The organism is Streptomyces sp. 5-10, assembly GCF_014712245.1.
Lineage (GTDB): Bacteria > Actinomycetota > Actinomycetes > Streptomycetales > Streptomycetaceae > Streptomyces > Streptomyces violaceusniger.
Window position 1 is genome coordinate 1 of sequence record NZ_JACVYG010000046.1, and the last position, 20,103, is coordinate 20,103.

Consider the following 20,103-nt stretch of genomic DNA (forward strand, 5'->3'; position numbering starts at 1 on the left):
GCGCCCGTGCCGCCGCCCGCGCCCGCGCCCGAGGCGCCCGCTCCCGGCGCGCCCGTACCCGTACCCGGCGCGCCCGTACCCGGCGTACCGGCGCCCGGGGCGCCCGCGCCGGAAGCGCCCACGCCCCTGCCCGCCGAGTACACCCCGACCGAGCGGCTTCCGGTCATGGGCCCGGGGCACACCATCAAGGACACCCCGCTCGTCCCGCCGCAGGACCGCCCCACCGTGGCGCTCACCCCGGTGCCCGAGCCCGAGGACGGCCCGCTGGCCCAGGACGAGGGCCCCGGCCCGCTGTACGTCGTGGGCGATGTCCACGGCTACCACGAGGAGCTGCGCGAGGCACTCGCCGCCGAAGGGCTGATCGACGCCAAGGGCAACTGGTCCGCGGGGAACGCCCGGTTGTGGTTCCTCGGCGACTTCACCGACCGCGGCCCGGACGGCATCGGCGTCATCGACCTGGTCATGCAGCTCTCCGCCGAGGCCGCCGCCGCGGGCGGCTACTGCAAGGCGCTGATGGGCAATCACGAGCTGCTGCTGATCGGCGCCAAGCGGTTCGGCGACACGCCGGTCAACTCCGGTGCCGGAACCGCCTCCTTCCAGGCGGCCTGGCTGCTCAACGGCGGCCAGCGCAGCGACATGGAGCGGCTCGAGGACCACCACCTCCAGTGGATGTCCCGGCTGGACGCGATGGCGGAGGAGGACGGCCATCTGCTGGTCCATTCCGACACCACCGCCTATCTGGAGTACGGCGACTCCATCGAGGCCGTCAACGACACCGTCACCGAGACGCTGCAGCGCAGCGACGCCGACGAGTGCTGGGACCTGTTCCGCAAATTCACCAAGCGGTTCGCCTTCCGCGACGAGGACGCCGGGCCCACGGCGGCCCGCGAATTGCTGGACACCTACGGCGGGGAGCGCATCGTCCACGGCCACAGCCCCATCCCGTATCTGCTCGGCGAGGTCGGCTCCGAGGACGGCGAGGACGGCGGCGCGCCCGCGGTCGAGGGCCCGCATGTCTACGCGGACAATCTCGCGGTGGCCATGGACGGCGGCATCACGATGGCCGGAAAACTGCTGGTCGTTCAACTTCCCCTGGCGAACTGAGGATTCAGCGGACGCTGTCCGGGGCAGATAGAGGGTTTCACCGGCGCGGGAGCAATTCGGGAAACTTGCTGTCACCCCGCGCCGGATCGGCTCTACCATCGGCTTATCCGTCGCAGGCTCTCCTCCGTTTCCGCCCGACTGCCCGGCAAAGCCGGCCGTCACGGCCCTACGGAGCATCGGGGGATGCACCATGAAAAGCGCTCCGCACCTGCTGACCGAGGACCGCCCGGAGTTCGAGCGGGTTCTCGACGAGGCACTGCGCACCGCGGACCGTCGCCCGGACCTCAGGGGTCTCGGGCAGCGGCTCACTGCCGAGCAGCTGCGCACGATGGCGCTCGGGGCATCGGCCGCCATAGCGGCATGCGCGGCCGACGAGTACCAGACCTACCGCGAGACTCGCGCCAAACTGCGCGAGCCCGCGCCGCTCTTCCCGCTCGCCGGGGACGTGGGCCGGCGCGAGCAGCCGGACGGCACGGTGGGGCTCGCCGGCGCGATGCAGGACGCCGCGGGAGCGGGGCTCGTGGCCATGCTCGCGGTGCTGGCCCCGGTGCTCGCCGGCGCCGCCGCGATCATCTTCCTCATCGTCGGCTACGTCCTCAACGTCCTGGACCCGGCCCCGTCCATCGCCCGGCCGATGGTCACCGCGGGCTGGTTCTTCGCCGCGCTGACCGCCGCGGGCATTCTGATCGCCGCCGTAGGACTGCTCCTGACCGCGCTGCGCAACGGCTCCAGCGCGATCCGCGGCGAGGCGCGCAGCGAGCGGCTGGAGGAGGTGGACCGCGCCAGAGAGGTCTGGCGCGAGGCCCTGCTGGAGCGCGGCATCCTGCCGTTCCTCCGCGAGGCCCTGGCCAACCCCTCGGCCCCGTCGCCCGCCGCGTACGTCCCGACCAACCCCGAGGCGGTCAGCCGCACCCCGCACCTCGGCTACAGCCGCCCCGGCTTCAGCACCGACGGCGAAGGCCCCAAGGCCCGCCCCCGCTACAGCAGCCCGGACTACACCAGCCCCGACTACGGCGGGCCGGAGCACCAGCCGGATTAGCGCTGGCGTGCGGTTTGTCCCCTGATTGATCAATTACCCACCGATCGAGGGAACTTCCGCCTATTCGGGGGAATTGGTGGACGGTGATGTTTAGCGTCCGTTGGTGGAGGTGATGCGCGATGCGCAAACACAACACACCGCCGGGCCCGTCCGCCCGGCACGACGCCATGGACGTCAACGACTTCGTCTACGCGGCCACGGGAGCCCGGCTTCGCCGACTGACCATGCCGGATGGCGAACACTGGTTCCCGACGGTCGACGTCTGCGCGGAACTCGGCCACAGCAACCCGCGAAAGGCGTTGGCAGATCATGTGCAGCCTGGCGGAAAGTCTACGCTCGAGAACGTAACCTCACGTTACAGTCTCAGCATTCCCGCAGGTAGGGAGTGGCGCCGAGACTTGCATCTGGTGAATCTGCAAGGGCTGATTCAGCTGGTGAATGGCTGCACCAAACCTGCGTGCCTGCCCTTCAAACAGTGGGTCTCACGGGTGATCGCCACCATCCAGCGCGAGGGCTCTTACGCGCTGGAGGTCTCCGAGGTCTCCCGCCCCACTCCACCGAGCGAGCTCATGGACGCGATCGTCCGACTGGAGATGCGGACCGAACGCTTCCATACGGAGGTACTGGATTCCCTGCACCGGTCCGAGCAGGCCTGGTCACAGATCCTCGACGCTCTGGGCTGCCGACCGGATGCGGAGCCCGAGGCGGACAAGCGGGAGCTGAGGCTCAGGACGGAGGATCTGTTCGCACAGTGGAAGGCCCGGCTGAGCATCACCGAGGATGTGTGGGCGGTGGCCGTCTACATCCTTCCCACGCTGGCGGAAGCCGGCCGGATCGGCTACTCGCTGGAGACGCTCGCGGACAAGACGGGGCTCACCCGGCAGCGGGTGCACGACTGTCTGCGGTTTCTCCAGAAGCACCGCTGCATCCGTCAGAACGGGCTGACGGACAGCGGGAACCCGATCTACGTGGCTGAGCTCCCGCCCGCGTAGCGACACGCGGAGGGTCCGAAGTCGCAAATCGAAGTTGCGGCTTCGGACCCGCCCTGCAACATACCGCCTGATGCGGCCACTCTGCCGGGCGTCACCCGTGATTTCGGCCTACGCGTCCACGCCTCAGTCCGCGATCGGCAGATATACGCGGTTGCCCGCCTCCGCGAACTCCCGGGACTTCTGGAGCATCCCCGCCTCGATCTCCTCGGGCGTCGCGTCGGCGTCGCCGCCGAACTGCTCCGTGATGCTTCTGCTGATCTTCATCGAGCAGAACTTGGGCCCGCACATCGAGCAGAAGTGCGCCGTCTTGGCCGGTTCCGCCGGGAGGGTCTCGTCGTGGAACGAGCGGGCCGTGTCCGGGTCGAGGGCCAGGTTGAACTGATCCTCCCAGCGGAATTCGAAGCGTGCGTCGGAGAGCGCGTCGTCCCATGCCTGGGCGTCCGGATGGCCCTTGGCCAGGTCGGCCGCGTGGGCGGCGATCTTGTAGGTGATCACGCCGGTCTTGACGTCATCGCGGTCCGGCAGGCCCAGGTGCTCCTTGGGGGTGACGTAGCAGAGCATCGCCGTGCCCCACCAGGCGATCATCGCGGCGCCGATGCCCGAGGTGATGTGGTCGTAGGCGGGGGCGATGTCGGTGGTGAGAGGGCCCAGGGTGTAGAAGGGGGCCTCCTCACAGACCTCCTGCTGGAGGTCGACGTTCTCCTTGATCTTGTGCATCGGGACATGGCCCGGGCCCTCGATCATCGTCTGGACACCGTGCTCCTTGGCGATCCGGTTGAGCTCGCCGAGCGTGCGCAACTCCGCGAACTGCGCCTCGTCGTTGGCGTCGGCGATCGACCCCGGGCGCAGTCCGTCACCCAGCGAGTAGGTGACGTCGTACGCCGCGAGGATCTCGCACAGCTCCTCGAAGTGGGTGTAGAGGAAGGACTCCTGGTGGTGGGCGAGGCACCACGCCGCCATGATGGAGCCGCCTCGGGAGACGATGCCGGTCTTGCGGCGGGCGGTCAGCGGGACGTACGGCAGCCGGACGCCGGCGTGGACGGTCATGTAGTCGACGCCCTGCTCGGCCTGTTCGATGACCGTGTCCTTGTAGATCTCCCAGGTCAGCTCCTCGGCCTTGCCGTCGACCTTCTCCAGCGCCTGATAGAGCGGCACGGTGCCGATGGGGACCGGGGAGTTGCGCAGCACCCATTCGCGGGTGGTGTGGATGTTGCGGCCGGTCGAGAGGTCCATCACCGTGTCGGCGCCCCAGCGGGTCGCCCAGGTCATCTTCTCGACCTCCTCCTCGATGGAGGAGGTGACGGCGGAGTTGCCGATGTTGGCGTTGACCTTCACCAGGAACCGCTTGCCGATGATCATCGGCTCGATCTCCGGGTGGTTCACATTGGCCGGGAGGACGGCGCGGCCCGCCGCGATCTCCTCCCGGACCACCTCGGGGGAGACGTTCTCGCGGATCGCCACGTACTCCATCTCCGCCGTGATCTCGCCCCGCCGCGCATAGGCGAGTTGGGTCACGGGGGCGCCCGGGCGGCCGCGCCGCGGCTGGCGCGGACGGCCGGGGAAGACCGCGTCGAGGTTGCGCAGCCCCCCACGGGGCGAGGTGTGCTTGATCCCGTCGTCCTCGGGGCGGACGGGACGGCCCGCGTACTCCTCGGTGTCGCCGCGGGCGACGATCCAGTTCTGCCGCAGCGGCGCCAGGCCGCGGCGGACATCCGTCTCGATGGTGGGGTCGGTGTATGGGCCGGAGGTGTCGTACAGCGTCACATCCTGGCCGTTGGTGAGGTGCACGCGGCGGACCGGGACCCGGAGGTCCGGGCGCGAACCCGCGACATATCCCTTATGCCAGCCGAATTCGGCCTTCTCGGCGCGCGATGGTGCATCCTGCTGAGTCATGAGACCCACTCCCTACGCCGGCATTACCCGGTAACAGGTTCAGCGGTCGGCGCAGCTGTCAGCGTCAGCGCCCTCTCAGCCCGGTGCTCCGAGCTCCCGCGATTGCAAAGGTTCGTCACCACGCTAACGGTTTATCCACAGCGCTGAACAGGGGGCCCACGTCTCTTGCGATGATGCGACCGTGACCACCATCCAGCAGGACCACCCGCCCGAGCAGCCCCGCCCCTCCGATCAGGCGCATGGCCACGGCCATGGACATTCCCATGGCCACTCCCACGGCCATGGCCCCGCCGCCCCTGTCTCCGCGCGCCTCCGCAAGATCATCGCGGCGGTGCTCATCCCCTTCGCCGTCGCCGTCGTGGCCGGTCTGATCGTGCTCTGGCCGGGCGGCACGCCCGACCACAAGGCGCACGGCCGCAGCGGTCTCGGCTTCGACCAGACGACCGTGGCCGGACGGGTGGTGAAGGTCGAGGAGGTGAACTGCGCCGATGTCAACGCCCAGCCGCAGGCGCCCACCGAGCCCGGCCAGGACGGCGCCGCCCAGAACGGCGCCCCCGGGCAGGGCGGGAGCTCCGGGCCCGCTGGGCAGGGCGGGAAGAAGAGCGTCTGCGAGAAGGCCACGATCGAGGTCACCTCGGGCAAGGACAAAGGCCGCACATTCCCCGAAATCGTCCAGCCCAACGCCTCGCGCCAGTTCAGCGCCGGGCAGGAGCTGAAGCTGTCGTACGCTCCCAAGGCGCCCAAGGAACTGCAGTACTCCGTGTCCGACGTCGACCGGTCGATGCCGATGGCGCTGCTGGCGGGGCTGTTCGCGCTCGCGGTCGTGGTGGTGGGGCGGCTGCGCGGGGTGTTCGCGCTGGTGGCGCTGGCGATCAGCTTCGGGGTGCTGACACTGTTCATCCTCCCGGCGATACTCCAGGGTTCCAATCCGCTGGTGGTCGCGGTCGTCGGGGGCAGCGCGATCATGCTTCTCGCGCTGTACATGTGCCATGGGCTGACGGCGCGTACGTCGGTCGCCGTGCTCGGCACCCTGGTGTCACTGCTGCTGATCGGGGTGCTGGGCTCGCTGTTCATCGGCTGGGCGAGCCTGACCGGCAACACGGACGACCAGACCGGGCTGGTGCACGGCCTCTATCCGAACATCGAGATACGGGGACTGCTGCTCGCGGGCGTGATCATCGGCTCGCTGGGCGTGCTGGACGATGTGACGGTCACCCAGACCTCGGCGGTGTGGGAGCTGCGGGACGCGGACCCGACCACGTCCCGGCGCAAGCTCTACGGGGCGGCGATGCGGATCGGGCGGGATCACATCGCCTCCGTCGTGAACACCCTGGTGCTCGCGTACGCGGGCGCGTCGCTGCCGCTGCTGCTGCTGTTCTCCATCGCGGACAGCGGGGTGGGCACGGTCGCCACGAGCGAGATCGTCGCGGAGGAGATCGTACGGACGCTGGTGGGCAGCATCGGGCTCGTCGCCTCGGTGCCGGTGACCACCGCGCTGGCCGTGCTCGTGGTCTCCGCGGACCGCACCCCGGCGGCGGACGGCGGCGCGGAGCGGGTGGCCGACGCGGGCGGCGCCCAGGCGGCCCGGACCGGCCGGGGCGGGCGCGGGCGGCGCCGCCGGGCGAAAACGCGCTGAGCCGACGGGTGAGGATGCCTTGAGCTGGCGCCGAGCCGTCGGGCACACTGCCCGGCCGGGGCGTACGCGGCACAACACCGGCCCTCGGCCCGCCGCGCATCCGGCGCTCAGCCCGCGTACCGGTCCTCGGCCAGGATGCGGTGGAGCTCGGCATCGAGATCGCCGACCGGGTCACAGGCCGCCGGCTCCTGGCCGAAAGGCACCACCCGGTCCGTCCGATCGAGGAAGGCCACCAGCGGAGCGGCCCCGGCCCGGAACAGGGCACGTTCACATCCCACTTGGAGTCTGATGAAGACGTCCGAAAGCCCCTCGGGGGAGGCGGGGGCGATGCGCACATCCCCCTCGCCGGTGGGTTTGCTCAACCCGTCCAGCAGCAGCTCCCGCGCGAAAGCCCAGCTCACCGGCGCGTCGCCGGGCAAATGGAAGGTGATCTCGACGGCATAGGGGTCGCTGCTGTCGTAGGACAGCTCGACCGGAATCCGGAAGGAGAGATCCTGCGAGACCAGGAAGGTCATCGTCACTTCCGCCTGAACTGTGTCACGCATCTCACGCATCGTTCGCCGCCCCGGGTTGTTTGCGCTTCGCCGACTCTGGAGCGTAGCGACTCGATTGCGGTGCGGAGTCGGTTTGCCTCGTGTGAGGGAACGAAACTGGCCAGTGTTGCCGTGAGGAGACCCGCGGGGCCGGGCGGCGCGGACGGCGCGGGCCCGGTGGGCGGGAGATCGGGGCCGGCGCACCGGCCGTATCGAAGATCGCTGTCGTCAACAGGCACCCCCGGGGTGTTGTTGCGAGGCAGACGCCGAAGGAAGAACGCCGAGGACTCGCACTGTAACGGCAGGGGTGGCGCCGGGCGGTGCTCCCGCCCCGGCGGTATCCCTCGCGCGGCGTATCCGCGCGAGGCGGGGTCCGTCAGGGCCCGCGTTGGACGCGTCAGGGCCTGCGCGGTGATGCGTCAGGGCCCACGGGGACGCGTCAAGGCCTGCGGGGACGCGTCAGCGCCTGGGTGACGCGGCGAGCGCCGCGCGGCGGGTCAGGAAGTGAACTTCCGTACGACGTAGATCAGCCCGGCGATCAGCACCACCAGCAGCAGCGCCTTGAAGACGAGGCTCACCACGAACCCGATCACGCTCATGATCAGGCCGCCGAACACGGCGAGGACGAGGACCGGTATCGCGATCCAGGTCACCCACCACGGCAAGCCCTGGAATATCCCCTTCGTGGTCACGTGACTCCCTGCTTTCTCTCCGAGCCGTGGGTCCGGACGCCGACGGCCGGTCTTCCCTGCCGTCGATGCTAGGACGGGACGAAGGCACGCGGGCGGCCCGCGCCCCCCGTCCTCCCCTGACCGGACCCCTACGGGACCGGCCGGCCACACGTCGGCTCCGCGATGGACAGGCCCTGGGCCGGGATCGGCTCTCCGGCGGCATCAAGCCCCGCGACGGCCTCAGCCCTCCGGCGGCGAGAACACCACCAGCACCCTCAGGTCCTCGGTGATGTGGTGGAACTTGTGCGCCGTGCCCGCCGGGACGTACACCACGCTGCCCCGCCCCACCTGCGTCGTCTCCATCCCCACCGTGATCGACGCCCGGCCGCTCATCACGACGTACACCTCGTCCTGGCCGTGCGGCGACTGCGGGTCGGCCTGGCCCGCGTTCAGCGCGTACAGCCCCACGGACATGTTCCGCTCCCGCAGGAACTGCAGATACGCGCCGTCGTTCGCGGCCCGCTCCGCCTCCAGCTCATCCAGCCGGAACGCCTTCATTCGCCTCTCCACCCCTACCTGACCCATGCCTACGGTGCCCCTGCCTGCGCCGGGGCCTGTCTGCGACGATCTCAACCATGAAGAATTTTCTCGTCAAGACGATCGCGAACGCCGGCGCCCTCGGCGTCGCCATCTGGCTGCTCAAGGACATCACGCTGACCGGTGACAACACCGGCCGCCAAGCGCTCACCCTCATTCTCGTGGCGCTGCTCTTCGGCGTGGTGAACGTGGTGGTCAAGCCGATCGTCAAGCTGCTGGCCTTCCCGCTGTTCATCCTGACCCTCGGGCTGATCACACTGGTGATCAACGCCCTGATGCTGTTGCTGACCTCCTGGCTCGCCGGAAAGCTGGACCTGACCTTCCACGTCGACGGCTTCGGCACCGCGGTGCTCGGTGGCCTGATCGTCTCCATAGTCGCGTGGGCCCTGCACGTCGTGCTGCCCGACGACAAGGACTGATCACGGCCGGAGATGATGAAAGGCATGAGAGACCCGTCGCCCTACCGTGTCTGCTTTGTCTGCACCGGCAACATATGCCGCTCGCCGATGGCCGAATATGTCTTCCGCGCCCATGCCGTGGAGGCCGGGCTGGACGGCCTCCTCGAGGTGGACAGCGCGGGCACCGGGCCCTGGCACGAGGGCGACGGGGCCGACCGCCGCGCCATCGACGTACTGACCGCCCATGGCTATGAGCAGGATCACACCGCGCGCCAGTTCCAGGCCGAGTGGTTCGATCATCTCGATCTGGTGATCGCCCTGGACAGCGGCCATCTGCACGAGCTGCGCGCGCTCGCGCCGACCCCGCACGACGCCGCGAAGGTACGGCTGCTGCGGCTTACGACCCGGACGCGGACCACGACGCGCTGGGCGGCCTCGATGTGCCGGACCCCTACTTCGGCGGGCTGGACGACTTCGAGGAGTGCCTGGAGATGATCGAGTCCGCCAGCGGCGGGCTGCTGGACGCGGTCGCCGAGGCCATCGACACCGCGGAGAAGATCGACCCCGCGGAGCAGGGCGCGGAGAGCGCCCGTGGCGAGCACGCGTCGGCCGCCGGTGGCCCGGACGCGGGGAAGGAGACCGCATGACCGGCGACGGCACCCGCACCGTACGGGCCGGACTGCCCGAGGCCGAGGCGTACGAGCCGACGCTGCCGGGCCCGGTCTTCGCCGCCCACTACCACCTCCCCGGCGACGCCGTCGGCCCCTACACCTACGGCCGGGACGCCAACCCCACCTGGTCCCTGCTGGAGCGGGCGATCAGCGAGCTGGAGTCGCCGGGCACCGACGCCGAGACGGTCGTCTTCTCCTCCGGTATGGGCGCGATCTCGGCCGTCCTGCTGTCCCAGCTGCGCCAGGGCGACGCGGCCGTCCTGCCGTCCGACGGCTATCAGCTGCTCCCGGCGCTGATCGAGCGGCTGGCGGGCTACGGGGTCACGGTACGTACCGCCCCGACCGGCGAGGACGCCCAGCTGGCTGCCCTGGAGGCCCTGGGCGACGGGACGAAGCTGCTGTGGCTGGAAACCCCGTCCAACCCCGGACTGGATGTCTGCGACATCCGCCGGCTCGCCGACGCCGCGCACGCCCGGGGCGCGCTGGTCGCCGTCGACAACACCCTCGCCACCCCGCTCGGCCAGCGCCCGCTGGAACTCGGCGCGGACTTCGCCGTGGCGAGCGGCACCAAGGCGCTCACCGGCCATGGCGATGTGCTGCTCGGCTATGTGACCTGCCGCGATCCTCGGCTCGCCGCGGAGGTGCGGGCCTGGCGCAAGACGGTGGGCGCGATCCCCGGCCCCATGGAGGCCTGGCTCGCCCACCGCTCCCTGGCCACCCTCCAACTGCGCGTCGACCGGCAGGCGGCGACCGCCCTGGCCCTCGCCGAGGCACTGCGCGACCGCCCCGAGATCACCGGGCTGCGCCACCCCGGTCTGCCGACCGATCCCTCCCACCGGGTGGCGGCCGGGCAGATGCGCGGCGGGCGCTTCGGCTGTGTGGTCTCCTTCACCCTGCCGGACAAGGAGCACGCGGAGCGCTTTCTGACCGCGCTGCGGCTGGTGGACGACGCCACCAGCTTCGGCGGGGTGCGCTCCACGGCGGAGCGGCGCGGACGGTGGGGCGGCGACGCGGTGCCCGAGGGTTTCATCCGGTTCTCGGTGGGCGCGGAGGACGCGGAGGACCTGATCGCCGATGTGCTGCGAGCGCTCGACGCGGCATCCGGCGCGGACGCGCCATCCGGCGCGGACCCGGCATCCGGCGCGGCGTCCACCGGGGCGGGTGGTTGACGACACGGCGTCCACTGGGCGGGTGGCTGAAAGCGGGCGGGTATGCCTGTGCGGGCGTCTCAAGCCTCCCCCCTCGTGGCTTGAGACGCCCCGGCTCTTCTCGTGGAGAACCGCTCGAACAAGGCTAGTTGACTCAGCGTCAGTGTCCAATCACAGTAGCGACATGGACCTATCGGCATATTTATAGTTGGCATGCGTTCGGGGCGCGACGAGGCGAGGGGAACCGCATGGATCTGGCCCTCTTACGCACCTTCGTCGCGGTTCACCGCGCCGGGTCCTTCACCCGCGCCGCCGGGCTGCTCGGGCTCTCCCAGCCCGCCGTCACCGGCCAGATACGCACCCTGGAGCGGCAGCTCGGCCGCCCCCTGTTCCTCCGTACGGCGCGCGGCGTCGTCCCCACCACGGTCGGGGACGAACTCGCCCACAAGGCCGCGCCGCATCTCGACGCCCTGGTGGAGATCACCGAGGCGGGCCTCGACGACCGCTCGACGCTGCGCACCCTGCATCTCGCGGGCCCTCCGGAGTTCACCGCGCTGCGCGCCCTGCCCGCGCTGACCACCCTGGTCACCCAGGGGCTGGCGGTGCGCTGCGCCTTCGGCAGCGCCGAGGAGCTGTTCGAGGGGCTGGGCGCCGGCCATCACGACCTGGCCATCACCACCGCCCGGCCACGGGGGCGGCTGCTGGCCGCCACCCCGCTGTGCGACGAGGAGCATGTGCTGGTCGCGGCCCCGCGCTGGGCCGCCCGGCTCGGCGGCCCAGCGGTGCTCCAGGTCAAGGGGGTGCGGGCGCTGGAGGCGCTGCCCGTCGTCGAGGTGCATGAGAGCCTGCCGCTGGTCACCCGCTACTGGTCGGCCGTCTTCGACGCCCGGCCGGTCACCGCCGGCACGGTCATCGCGCCCGATCTGCGCGCGGTGCTCTCCTGCGTCGCGCGGGGCGCCGGGCTCGGCGTCCTGCCGCGCTATCTGTGCATGGACGCGCTGGACGCCGGGGAGGTGGTGGCGCTGCTCAACCCGCCGGTGCCGCCGCTGCGCACCTATTTCCTGGTGGTACGGACGGGGGCGCTCGCGCTGCCGCATATCGCGCGGGCGCACGAGTGGCTGTTGCGCGCGGCTGTCGATTGGTGAGTAAGTGGTTTCGCGGGACCAAGGGTGCGGCAGATGTCCTGCATGACCGAACGACCCGTGGTCAAGCGCACCGCCCGTGCCATTCTCCTCGACGGCGACACCGCGCCCCGCATGATCCTGATCAAGCGCACCAAGCCCGGCCAGGCGCCGTACTGGATCACCCCGGGCGGCGGGATGGAGCCCGAGGACGCGACCGTCGTCGAGGCCCTGTACCGCGAGGTGGACGAGGAGCTGGGCGCGAAGGTGGTGGACGTGGTGCCCGCCTTCGTCGACACCGTCCCGCATCCCGACGAGAGCGCGGAGGGCTCGGGGGGTGTGGGTGCGGCCGGCGTGAAGGTGCAGCACTTCTTCGTCTGCAGACTCGCCTCGATGGACCTCGCCCGGCGGCACGGCCCGGAGGTGGACGAGCCGTGCGGGGAGTACGAGGTGGTGAGCGTCCCGTTCACCCGCGAGGGGATCGCCTCGGTCGAGGTGGTGCCGCCCTCGCTGCGGGCCTATCTCGACGCCAACATCGAGGGCGTGCTGGCCCTGCTCGCGGACGACCTCGGCTGAGCGAGGCCCTGCCGGGTGGATCTTCGCGGACAGGACCAGCGGAACAGGACCACAGGACCACAGGACCAGCGGAAGAGGATCCTCTGCCGGGCCAGGCCCTAACGGAACCAGCCGCTGAACGGCTGCTGGGTCTTCCGGGCCGCCCGCTGACGCGCCTCGGCCAGCACCCGCTCGGCCTCCTCCCGCCAGTCCTCGGGCCCCGCGTCGGGCCGGACCGGCGGCCGGATGGCCGGGCTGAGATCACGCACCACCGAGGGCTCAGCGGCCCGCCGAGCGAGGTCGGCCGCTTCGGGTCGCGCGGCCGGTTCTGGCTGTGCCGCCGGGTCGGGCCGTGCCGCGGGTCCGGCGGCCGGAGCCTGAGGGCCCAGGGCGTCCTGAGCGGTCGGAGCGGTCTGGGGAGGTAGGCCCACCGGCCACGAGACCGGTGACGTGGGCGGGGCGGGAGGGATGGCCAGGACCTGAGTGTCCGAGTCCGTCAGGGGCTGAGGATCCGGGGCGGCCTGGGCGGCCGGAGCCTGCGGGCCCGAGACCTCCAGCTCGGCCTGAGCAACCGGAACAGGCCGGGCAGGCTGACCCGGCAGGTCCACCGCCCACGAGGGCCTTGAGACGGGCGGGGCAGACGGAACGGGCTGGGCGGGAGAGGTAGACCGAGCAGGCGGCGCGGGCGGCGCAGGCCGGGCAAGCGGGGCAGACGGAGCGTGCGGCGCAGGCCGGGCAAGCGGGCCGGACGGAGCGTGCGGGCCGGACGGAGTGGGCGAAGCAGGCGGCGCGGGCGGGACCCGGCGGCCCTCGCGGGCCTCGGCCGCGGCGCCGAAGAAGTCGCCGCCCTTCCGCTTGACGTCGTCCGTCCCCCAGTCCCGCTCCCGGCCGTGCTCAAGGGCCTGGTCACCGGAGAGCCCCCGGCGCCCGGCGGCGTCGCCACCGCCGGTGCGCCGCTGCGCCGGGACCTTCTGGAGGTGCGGGATGTGCTTGGCGCAGTGGATGTACGCCTCCTCGACGGTCACCTCGACCCACACCACCGCGCGCCGCCCCGGCACCGGGTCCAGCGGCAGGTCGGCGTGCGCCTCGCGCATCTCGGCGTCCTCCACCACCCGGGCCCGGCCGTTCACATGCAGCCCGATCCGGTCCCGGAAGAAGTCGACCATGAGAATGCCGAGGTGGGGGTTCTCCTGGATATTGCCGAGGCTGGCCAGGACGCCGTTCCCCCGGTATTCGGGATAGGCCAGCGTGCGCGTGTCGAGCACTCTCAGAAAGCCGGGCGGACCCGCCCGGAACGTGCTGTCGCACTCCCCGTGCCGGTCGGAGGTGGCCAGGAAGAACATTTCCTGGCGCCCGATGAACTCCCGCATCCGGACATTCAGGTGATCCAGCACCTGGTCGTCGTAGAAACGGTCGGCGCGGTCGACGGTGCCCAGTCGCCGCTGCAGATGGTGTTCGCCGTCGCTCCCCGGACGCCAGGCGCGGTCGTCCAGGTGCTCCGCACTGTCCACGGTTCTCGTCCCCGTCCTGATTCGCCGTCCGGAATCGCCGGAATGCCTGCCTAGTGTTGGTGTTTCGTCGTATGCCGTCCGTGCCCGCGTCCTATTCCGCGGCCGCGGCGAGCTCCTCGATGGAGTCGTGCCGGATGCGGTGCGACGGAATGCCGATGCCCATCAGTGCGTCGACACCGCTGCGGATCATCCCGGGCGGCCCGGAGAGATAGGCGTCGAACGCGTTCCACGGGCCGTACTGCCGCACGGCGTCGGGCAGCCGGCCGCTGAGGCCGTTGGTCGGGCCGTCGGAGACGACGGGGCGGACCGCGAGCCACGGATGCTTCTGGGCCAGCCGCATCATGGTGTCGATGTCGTACAGGTCGTGATCGTTGCGGGCGCCGTAGAAGACCTCGACCGGACGGTTGCGGCCGTGGTCGGCGACGTCCTCGACCAGCGCCTTGATCGGCGCGATACCGGTGCCGCCGCCGAGGCAGAGCAGCCCGTTGTCGCTGGCGTGGTCGACCGTCATGGAACCGGCGGGGGGACCGAGGCGGATCACATCGCCGGGGCGGGCCCGGTGCACCAGCGCGGAGGACACCCATCCGGCCGGGACGGCCTTCACATGGAAGGAGAGCAGCCCGTCGGGGCGCGGCGCCGAGGCGAACGAATAGTGCCGCCATACCCGCGGCCACCAGGGCGTTTCCAGTGAGGTGTACTGGCCCGCCAGAAAGGGGTACGGCTGGTCCGGGCGGACGGTGATCACGGCGATGTCATGGGTGCGCAGCTCGTGCCCGACCACCTCGGCCTGCCACCACGCGGGGGCGATCAGCTCGTCCTCGGCGGCCGAGTCGATCATGATCTGGGAGATCTGGGTGTAGGCGCGCACCCAGGCGGCCTCGGCCTCGTCGCTCCAGGTGGTGACGGCGTAGCGGGTGAGCGCGCCGATCAGGCATTCGCCGACCGCGGGGTAGTGCTCGGGCTGGGTGCCGTACTTGCGGTGGCCGCGGCCGAGCCGGGAGAGGAACTCGGTGAGGATGTCGAGGTCGTCGATGAGCCGGGCGGCGGTGAGGATCGCCTTGAACAGCCGGTCGCGCTGGGCGTCCATGGCGGCGGGGAAGAGCGGCCGCAGCTCGGGGTGCTGGACGAAGAGCAGCGCGTAGAAGTACGAGGTGACCTTGTCGCTGATGGGCTCGACCTCGGCCATGGTGCGGCGCAGCAGGATCGCGTCGGGCGAGGCGGTCTCGGGCGCGATGAACGGCGAGTCGGGGCCGGGCCGGACGTCCTGCGGAGCCGGGGCCACCTCGTCGGGGCGCTGATGCTCCTCGCGCCCGGGGGCCGCGGGGCCGGGGGCGGCGGGGCCGTGCCCCGCGGGGCCGGGGGCCCGGCGGTCGGCCGTACGGCGGTCGTCGGTACGGCGGTCGTCGGTACGGCGGTCGTCGGTACGGCGGTCGTCCGGGCGACGGTCATCCGTACGGCGGTCGTCGGTGCGGCGGTCGCCCGCTCCCGGGCCGGGCGCGGGGGCCGGCTCCGCGGGGGTACGGCGGTCGGCTCCGGTGCCGACCGGCCGTATCGGGTTCACCGGGCGGCTGGGCGCGCGCTCATCGCTCTGCTGGTCCGGGGCCCTGCGGTCCTCGGCCGGTTTCCTGCTCGGGGTGAACCAGCCCCAGTCGCCACTGTTTCCGCCGGAGCCGTCGCTGCCGGCCGACGATGTGGTGGTCGGAGCGTCCATGGTTGCCTCGCCTCGAACATCTTTCTGTCGGTCTTCGCACTTCCGCTGCCGGAATGTGCCCGCAATTCCCCGTCCTGGTGCACTGGTTCAAGTGAGAATGGTCGTGCCGACCCTCTCCGTAACTCTCATCCGGGCAGCATGCCATGCTCGTTCCCCGCCCCGGGCACATAGCCCCGAAGTCCGGCAAACGGGGGCTGCGTTCCCCTTATGCTGGTTTGCCCTGGGATGCCCGTTCTGACCCCGTTACAGCACGCCGCACGGAACCGGACCCGACCCTACCGGCCCCGGATGAATTCACAAGCCCCAAGCGCCCTACATCTGTTACACCCACGAACTCATGTAATTACCGATAGTTACGAGCGGTTACCCATCAATTCGTAAGCCTCTCGGAGATCACGACCGCTATAGGCGTGGGATGCGATTTCGCTCACATGGTGGTCGGCGTTCACGGCGACCGAGACAGGAACCACCGTGAACAGTTCGGCGTCCGACAGAGAATCCCCGTAGGCCACGCAGTGATCCCTGGTCAAACCGAACTTCGCGCAGAGTTCATCGGCGATCCCGACCTTCGCGGCCGGGGTCAGGATCCCCGCCGGATCCACCGGCTCCCGGAACGGCACGGCGGGCCAGGCCGAGCCGTACGTGGCGTCCGCGCCCCACTCCAGCAGCCGCGACACGAAGAAGCCCGGCGAGAGCGAAATCACCGCACAGCGCTCGCCCCGCGCCCGGATGTCCGCCCATACCTCGCGGATCCCGGCCAGCCACGGCGCCCCCTCGAACGCCGCCGCCACATGCTCCTCCGTCAGGGCCGCCCACAGCGCACAGGCCCGTTCCGCGAACTGGGCCGTCGTCAGCTCCCCGCCCGCGAACGCCCGCTCCAGCGCGGCGATCTCCCGCTCCAGACCGAGCTGCCGGGAGATCTCGATCGCGGCGGCCGAGCCGTGGATGAGCGTCCCGTCCAGATCGAACAGATGCAGTCTGGTCATACCAGCCGAGCGTAGATGCACCCGCCGACGCCCACCGCCCCGGCCCGACGCCAACTCGCTGGGCCCGGAGCCATCGCACACCGACCCAGAGCCATCGCCTCGCCCCGGCGACCCCGGCCCGCCCGCGCCGCCGGGAGTACGCGCGGATACTCCCGACGTCAGACGCCCCGGGGCCGCCGCGCCGCCACGGTGGGGGCATGCGGCAACTCACCCGCCCCGTGCGCCGGGGCCTCCTCGTCCTTCATGTCGTCGTCTCCGTCGGATGGCTCGGGCTGACCCTCGGGGTGCTGGCCCTGGGGATCACCGGGGCCATGGCCGGCTCGGCCGAAGAGGCCGGGGCGGCGTACCGGTCGATGAATGTGCTGGGCGACTGGCTGCTGATCCCGATCAGCCTGCTGTCGCTGGCCAGCGGGATCGTGCTGTCGCTGGGGACGCCCTGGGGGCTGGCGCGCCACCGGTGGGTGTATGTGAAGTTCTGGCTGACGCTGATCACCACCGCCGCCACGGCGTTCGCCCTGCGCGCCCGGATCGACGCCGCGATGGCCGATGTGGTGGCGGGGCGGGCGGTCGGGGCGACCACGGATCTGATCCTGGCGCCGTCGGTCAGCCTGGGCGTCTACACCTTTCTCACCGCGATCTCGGTGATCAAGCCCTGGGGGCTGACCGCCCGGGGGAGGCGGCTGCGGGCGACAAAGCACCGATAATTGCATACGCGGTCTATTTCATCCCTGGACTATCCTGGAATCCGCTCACCCACCAAGGAGGGGTTCCATGCCGGACGAACCGCACGGCGCCGTCGCCCCGCCCGCAGAACAGGCCCTGGCCCAGGGCTGGTGCGCCCTGTCCTCCCTGCACGGCCGACTGGAGACGCATATCGAGCGCGCGCTGCAGGCCAAGCACGATCTGAGCGTCCGCGAATTCTCCGTGCTCAACGTACTCAGCGGGCAGCACGACGGCGACGGCGGCCATCTGCAGATGAAGCAGCTCGCCGACTCCGTCGTCCTCAGCCAGAGCGCCACGACCCGGCTGGTCACCCGGCTGGAGGACCGCGGTCTGCTCTCCCGCTACATCTGCCCCGACGACCGCCGCGGCATTTACACCAACGTCAGCGACGAGGGGCTGAAGCTCCTGGAGGAGGCGCGGCCGACGCATGACGCCGCGCTGCGCGAGGCCCTTGCCGAGGCCGCCCGGCGGCCGGAGCTGGCACCCCTCGTCGCCGCCGTGGAGGGGCTGACCGGGACCGCGTGCCGAGGGGCCTGACGTGCTGATCCCCGGTGGCCGTGGGCCCGTCGCCACCGTCCGGGGCTCGCGGGCCCCCACGTAGGCTCCACCGCATGAGCGACTTCGAGATACGGCGCGCGACCGCCGATGACATCCCGGCGATCGTGGCCATGCTGGCGGACGACCCGCTCGGCGCCCGCCGGGAGTCCCCGGACGACCTGGCCCCGTACCGCGCCGCCTTCGATCGGCTGGCCGCGGATCCGCAGCAGCGGCTGGTCGTGGCGGTCCGGGAGGGCCGCACCGTCGGCACCCTCCAGCTGACCGTGATCCCCGGGCTGTCGCGGCGCGGCGCCACGCGCTCGATCATCGAAGGCGTCCGGATCCACTCCGAGGAGCGCGGCGGCGGGCTGGGCACGCAGCTGATCGAATGGGCCGTCGAGGAGTCGCGCCGCGAGGGGTGTGTGCTGGTGCAGCTCACCTCGGACGCGACCCGTATCGACGCCCACCGCTTCTACGAGCGGCTCGGCTTCGAGGCCAGCCACATCGGCTTCAAGCTGCCGCTGGCCTGAACTGACCTGGTCTCATCTGTTTCACCTGTTCTCACTGGTTTTATTGGTCTCACCTCCCCGTCGGCGGCCTCACAGCGTCGCGAGGTCGACGGCCTCGGCCATCCGCCGGTAGCCCGCGTCGTTCGGGTGCTTGAAGTCGCCCGAGTCGTACGCCGGGTTCAGCCGCAGCGGATCGGACGGCGCGGCCATGACCTCCGCGAAGTCGACGACCGCGTCGAAGGCGCCCGAGGTGCGGATCCACTCGTTGATCGCGGCGCGCTTCGCCTCCGAGCGCGGGGTGTGGTACTCGGTGCCCTTGAACGGGAGGATCGTTCCGCCGATGACCTTGATCCCGCGGGCGTGCGCGAGAGCGATCAACTCCCGGTAACCGGCGATCACCTCCTCGGCCGACACCTGCGGATTGGGCTTGTAGGTGGGCAGGTCCACCTCGCTGAAGCCGATGTCGTTGAGCCCCTCGAGCAGGATCACCGACCGTACGCCCGGCTTGTCCAGGACATCGCGCCGGAAGCGGGCGCCCGCCCGGTCGCCGTACCAGGCCGAGTCGTGCAGCAGCAGATTGCCGCCGATCCCGGAGTTGAGGACGGGGCGCGGGGTACCCGCGGCCGCGAGGCGCTCGGCCAGCAGATCCGGCCAGCGGTGGTCGGCGTCGTAGGTCGAGCCGAAGCCGTCGGTGATCGAGTCGCCGAAGGCCACCACCGTGCCCGGGCGGCGCGGACCGCCGGTGACCTCGACATCGGAGAGGTAGTACCAGGAGTGGGTGGTCTCGGTGAAGGGCGTCCCGGCGCGGTCGGCGCGGTGGTCGCCGTCCGCGCGGAAGCTGCGGGCGTACGCCTGGGCGTGGAAGGTGGCGGGACCGGTCGGGCGGTCGAAGTACAGCGTGACCGTGACCGGCTGACGAGCCGCCACGCGCAGCGGGGCCGCGTCGCTCACCGTCTCCCCGCCCGCCGGGATCTCCACCGACCTCCGGTGTACGAAGGTCAGCGGGCGCAGGCTCGCGCCGTGGACGGAGGCGCCGTGCGCGGTACGGGCGATGGTCGCGCCCGCGATCCGCAGCGGCGCGGTGCCGTAACGGTTCGACAGCCTGATCCGGGCGGCCGTGCCGCCGCCGGTGACCCGGACGACCTGACGCAGGGTCTGGGCGGTGCGCTCGGCGAAGCCGCTCTCGGCCCAGTTCTTCTCGAAGCCCGAACTGGGGCGCTGGACGGGGGCGGCCCACCCGGCCGACCAGACGGTCCCCGGCCGGTCGCGGCCGGCCGCCGGGCCCCCGGGCCGGGCGGTGGCCGTCCCGGAGGCGGCCATGGAGGCCGCCATGACGGTGGTGAGGGCGAGCAGGGAGGCGCTGAGACGAAGCGTGGACAAGCGCATGGCGGGGCTCCTGGGGGAGGGGCGGATGAGTGGGTTGGTCAGGCCGCTCCCGTACGGGTCACGGGGGTACGTGAGCACGTGAGCACGTGAGCTCCGGCGTATCGACGCACCGGCGTACCCGACGAACCGACGTACCGGCGAACCGACGCACCGACGCACCGAGGTACGGGAGAACCGGTGACCAACCTGCCGCCCACCGCACCGCCGACCCAGCCCCCGGCCGTGCGTACCACTGGCGGGGTCAGGCTACGGCCGCCGGGTCCGGGCATGGCCTCCCCCCAGGAATGGCCTCCCCTCGTCCGGCGCGGTCACGGCGCGCCGAAGGCGGCCGACGGCCCGCTGAGGCCCCGCATGGCCCGCCCGGCGCAGCCCGGGGCCAGTC

At 71.2% G+C, this 20,103-nt stretch carries 18 protein-coding genes and 2 pseudogenes; 12 read left to right on the forward strand and 8 right to left on the reverse strand.

Annotated features, from left to right (window positions below):
• Positions 1-6 precede the first annotated feature (6 nt).
• The 3 genes from IEJ02_RS36275 (at position 7) to IEJ02_RS36285 (ending at position 3,135) form a co-directional block, all read left to right on the forward strand.
• Positions 7-1,104 carry a metallophosphoesterase gene (locus tag IEJ02_RS36275; protein WP_191068735.1) on the forward strand — a complete coding sequence of 366 codons (1,098 nt, stop codon included), beginning with the start codon at positions 7-9 and terminating at the stop codon, positions 1,102-1,104.
• Between the two features lie 190 nt (positions 1,105-1,294).
• The gene (locus tag IEJ02_RS36280; RefSeq protein ID WP_191068692.1) at positions 1,295-2,143 is read left to right on the forward strand and encodes a hypothetical protein; all 849 of its coding nucleotides are present in this window, start codon (positions 1,295-1,297) and stop codon (positions 2,141-2,143) included.
• 119 nt (positions 2,144-2,262) lie between these two features.
• A complete protein-coding gene (locus IEJ02_RS36285; protein ID WP_191068693.1) occupies positions 2,263-3,135 on the forward strand; it encodes a BRO family protein in 873 nt (290 codons plus the stop codon).
• A gap of 123 nt (positions 3,136-3,258) precedes the next feature.
• On the opposite strand, the gene thiC is transcribed toward IEJ02_RS36285, so the two are convergent.
• Positions 3,259-5,028: a phosphomethylpyrimidine synthase ThiC gene (gene thiC / locus IEJ02_RS36290; RefSeq protein WP_137978676.1), complete on the reverse strand. Its 1,770-nt coding sequence runs from the start codon at positions 5,026-5,028 to the stop codon at positions 3,259-3,261.
• A gap of 181 nt (positions 5,029-5,209) precedes the next feature.
• Here thiC and IEJ02_RS36295 point away from each other — a divergent pair, with 181 nt between their 5' ends.
• The gene (locus IEJ02_RS36295; protein ID WP_191068694.1) at positions 5,210-6,664 is read left to right on the forward strand and encodes a YibE/F family protein; all 1,455 of its coding nucleotides are present in this window, start codon (positions 5,210-5,212) and stop codon (positions 6,662-6,664) included.
• Positions 6,665-6,771: 107 nt separating this feature from the next.
• Here the strand turns inward: IEJ02_RS36295 and IEJ02_RS36300 are convergent, their stop codons facing one another.
• The 3 genes from IEJ02_RS36300 to IEJ02_RS36310 all read right to left on the reverse strand — a co-directional run bounded on the left by IEJ02_RS36300 (position 6,772) and on the right by IEJ02_RS36310 (position 8,426).
• On the reverse strand, positions 6,772-7,209 hold the full coding sequence (locus tag IEJ02_RS36300) for an SsgA family sporulation/cell division regulator (RefSeq protein ID WP_037954688.1): 438 nt from the start codon (positions 7,207-7,209) through the stop codon (positions 6,772-6,774).
• A 485-nt stretch (positions 7,210-7,694) separates the two neighbouring features.
• Positions 7,695-7,889 carry a DUF5326 family protein gene (locus IEJ02_RS36305; protein ID WP_020870014.1) on the reverse strand — a complete coding sequence of 65 codons (195 nt, stop codon included), beginning with the start codon at positions 7,887-7,889 and terminating at the stop codon, positions 7,695-7,697.
• A gap of 219 nt (positions 7,890-8,108) precedes the next feature.
• The gene (locus tag IEJ02_RS36310; protein ID WP_137978678.1) at positions 8,109-8,426 is read right to left on the reverse strand and encodes a cupin domain-containing protein; all 318 of its coding nucleotides are present in this window, start codon (positions 8,424-8,426) and stop codon (positions 8,109-8,111) included.
• A gap of 77 nt (positions 8,427-8,503) precedes the next feature.
• On the opposite strand from IEJ02_RS36310, the gene IEJ02_RS36315 reads away from it, so the two are divergent.
• From IEJ02_RS36315 to IEJ02_RS36335, 5 genes and pseudogenes are all read left to right on the forward strand, one after another.
• A complete protein-coding gene (locus IEJ02_RS36315; RefSeq protein WP_191068695.1) occupies positions 8,504-8,884 on the forward strand; it encodes a phage holin family protein in 381 nt (126 codons plus the stop codon).
• A gap of 24 nt (positions 8,885-8,908) precedes the next feature.
• A pseudogene (locus IEJ02_RS36320) lies at positions 8,909-9,510 on the forward strand (low molecular weight protein-tyrosine-phosphatase).
• Complete coding sequence (locus tag IEJ02_RS36325) at positions 9,507-10,703, forward strand: cystathionine gamma-lyase (protein WP_191068696.1); 1,197 nt, start codon at positions 9,507-9,509, stop codon at positions 10,701-10,703. The pseudogene IEJ02_RS36320 and the gene IEJ02_RS36325 overlap by 4 nt, the downstream one beginning before the upstream one ends.
• Before the next feature lie 227 nt (positions 10,704-10,930).
• Complete coding sequence (locus IEJ02_RS36330; protein ID WP_191068697.1) at positions 10,931-11,827, forward strand: LysR family transcriptional regulator; 897 nt, start codon at positions 10,931-10,933, stop codon at positions 11,825-11,827.
• 42 nt (positions 11,828-11,869) lie between these two features.
• On the forward strand, positions 11,870-12,379 hold the full coding sequence (locus IEJ02_RS36335; RefSeq protein ID WP_191068698.1) for an NUDIX domain-containing protein: 510 nt from the start codon (positions 11,870-11,872) through the stop codon (positions 12,377-12,379).
• 752 nt (positions 12,380-13,131) lie between these two features.
• Here the strand turns inward: IEJ02_RS36335 and IEJ02_RS51185 are convergent.
• From IEJ02_RS51185 to IEJ02_RS36350, 3 genes and pseudogenes are all read right to left on the reverse strand, one after another.
• Positions 13,132-13,806, reverse strand: a pseudogene (locus tag IEJ02_RS51185) (pyridoxamine 5'-phosphate oxidase family protein); the annotation flags it as partial.
• 154 nt (positions 13,807-13,960) lie between these two features.
• Positions 13,961-15,580, reverse strand: coding sequence for a globin domain-containing protein (locus tag IEJ02_RS36345; protein WP_191068699.1), 1,620 nt, complete (start codon positions 15,578-15,580; stop codon positions 13,961-13,963).
• Positions 15,581-15,933: 353 nt separating this feature from the next.
• Positions 15,934-16,566, reverse strand: coding sequence for an HAD family hydrolase (locus tag IEJ02_RS36350; protein WP_191068700.1), 633 nt, complete (start codon positions 16,564-16,566; stop codon positions 15,934-15,936).
• Positions 16,567-16,763: 197 nt separating this feature from the next.
• Here IEJ02_RS36350 and IEJ02_RS36355 point away from each other — a divergent pair, with 197 nt between their 5' ends.
• From IEJ02_RS36355 to IEJ02_RS36365, 3 genes are all read left to right on the forward strand, one after another.
• A complete protein-coding gene (locus IEJ02_RS36355; RefSeq protein WP_137978684.1) occupies positions 16,764-17,270 on the forward strand; it encodes a DUF2269 domain-containing protein in 507 nt (168 codons plus the stop codon).
• Between the two features lie 67 nt (positions 17,271-17,337).
• Positions 17,338-17,826: a MarR family winged helix-turn-helix transcriptional regulator gene (locus IEJ02_RS36360; RefSeq protein ID WP_191068701.1), complete on the forward strand. Its 489-nt coding sequence runs from the start codon at positions 17,338-17,340 to the stop codon at positions 17,824-17,826.
• Positions 17,827-17,900: 74 nt separating this feature from the next.
• Positions 17,901-18,356, forward strand: coding sequence for a GNAT family N-acetyltransferase (locus IEJ02_RS36365; protein ID WP_191068702.1), 456 nt, complete (start codon positions 17,901-17,903; stop codon positions 18,354-18,356).
• 69 nt (positions 18,357-18,425) lie between these two features.
• Here the strand turns inward: IEJ02_RS36365 and IEJ02_RS36370 are convergent, their stop codons facing one another.
• Positions 18,426-19,721 (reverse strand): SGNH/GDSL hydrolase family protein, encoded by a 1,296-nt coding sequence (locus tag IEJ02_RS36370; RefSeq protein ID WP_191068703.1) that lies wholly within the window; start codon positions 19,719-19,721, stop codon positions 18,426-18,428.
• Positions 19,722-20,103: the final 382 nt, after the last annotated feature.

Excerpts from the sequence above, each read along its gene's own strand:
- IEJ02_RS36280 (WP_191068692.1), top strand. The coding sequence starts at position 1,295 with ATGAAAAGCGCTCCGCACCTGCTGACCGAGGACCGCCCGGAGTTCGAG.
- IEJ02_RS36285 (WP_191068693.1), top strand. The coding sequence starts at position 2,263 with ATGCGCAAACACAACACACCGCCGGGCCCGTCCGCCCGGCACGACGCC.
- thiC (WP_137978676.1), bottom strand. The coding sequence starts at position 5,028 with ATGACTCAGCAGGATGCACCATCGCGCGCCGAGAAGGCCGAATTCGGC.
- IEJ02_RS36300 (WP_037954688.1), bottom strand. The coding sequence starts at position 7,209 with ATGCGTGACACAGTTCAGGCGGAAGTGACGATGACCTTCCTGGTCTCG.
- IEJ02_RS36310 (WP_137978678.1), bottom strand. The coding sequence starts at position 8,426 with ATGAAGGCGTTCCGGCTGGATGAGCTGGAGGCGGAGCGGGCCGCGAAC.
- IEJ02_RS36315 (WP_191068695.1), top strand. The coding sequence starts at position 8,504 with ATGAAGAATTTTCTCGTCAAGACGATCGCGAACGCCGGCGCCCTCGGC.
- IEJ02_RS36325 (WP_191068696.1), top strand. The coding sequence starts at position 9,507 with ATGACCGGCGACGGCACCCGCACCGTACGGGCCGGACTGCCCGAGGCC.
- IEJ02_RS36330 (WP_191068697.1), top strand. The coding sequence starts at position 10,931 with ATGGATCTGGCCCTCTTACGCACCTTCGTCGCGGTTCACCGCGCCGGG.
- IEJ02_RS36335 (WP_191068698.1), top strand. The coding sequence starts at position 11,870 with ATGACCGAACGACCCGTGGTCAAGCGCACCGCCCGTGCCATTCTCCTC.
- IEJ02_RS36345 (WP_191068699.1), bottom strand. The coding sequence starts at position 15,580 with ATGGACGCTCCGACCACCACATCGTCGGCCGGCAGCGACGGCTCCGGC.
- IEJ02_RS36350 (WP_191068700.1), bottom strand. The coding sequence starts at position 16,566 with ATGACCAGACTGCATCTGTTCGATCTGGACGGGACGCTCATCCACGGC.
- IEJ02_RS36355 (WP_137978684.1), top strand. The coding sequence starts at position 16,764 with ATGCGGCAACTCACCCGCCCCGTGCGCCGGGGCCTCCTCGTCCTTCAT.
- IEJ02_RS36360 (WP_191068701.1), top strand. The coding sequence starts at position 17,338 with ATGCCGGACGAACCGCACGGCGCCGTCGCCCCGCCCGCAGAACAGGCC.
- IEJ02_RS36365 (WP_191068702.1), top strand. The coding sequence starts at position 17,901 with ATGAGCGACTTCGAGATACGGCGCGCGACCGCCGATGACATCCCGGCG.
- IEJ02_RS36370 (WP_191068703.1), bottom strand. The coding sequence starts at position 19,721 with ATGCGCTTGTCCACGCTTCGTCTCAGCGCCTCCCTGCTCGCCCTCACC.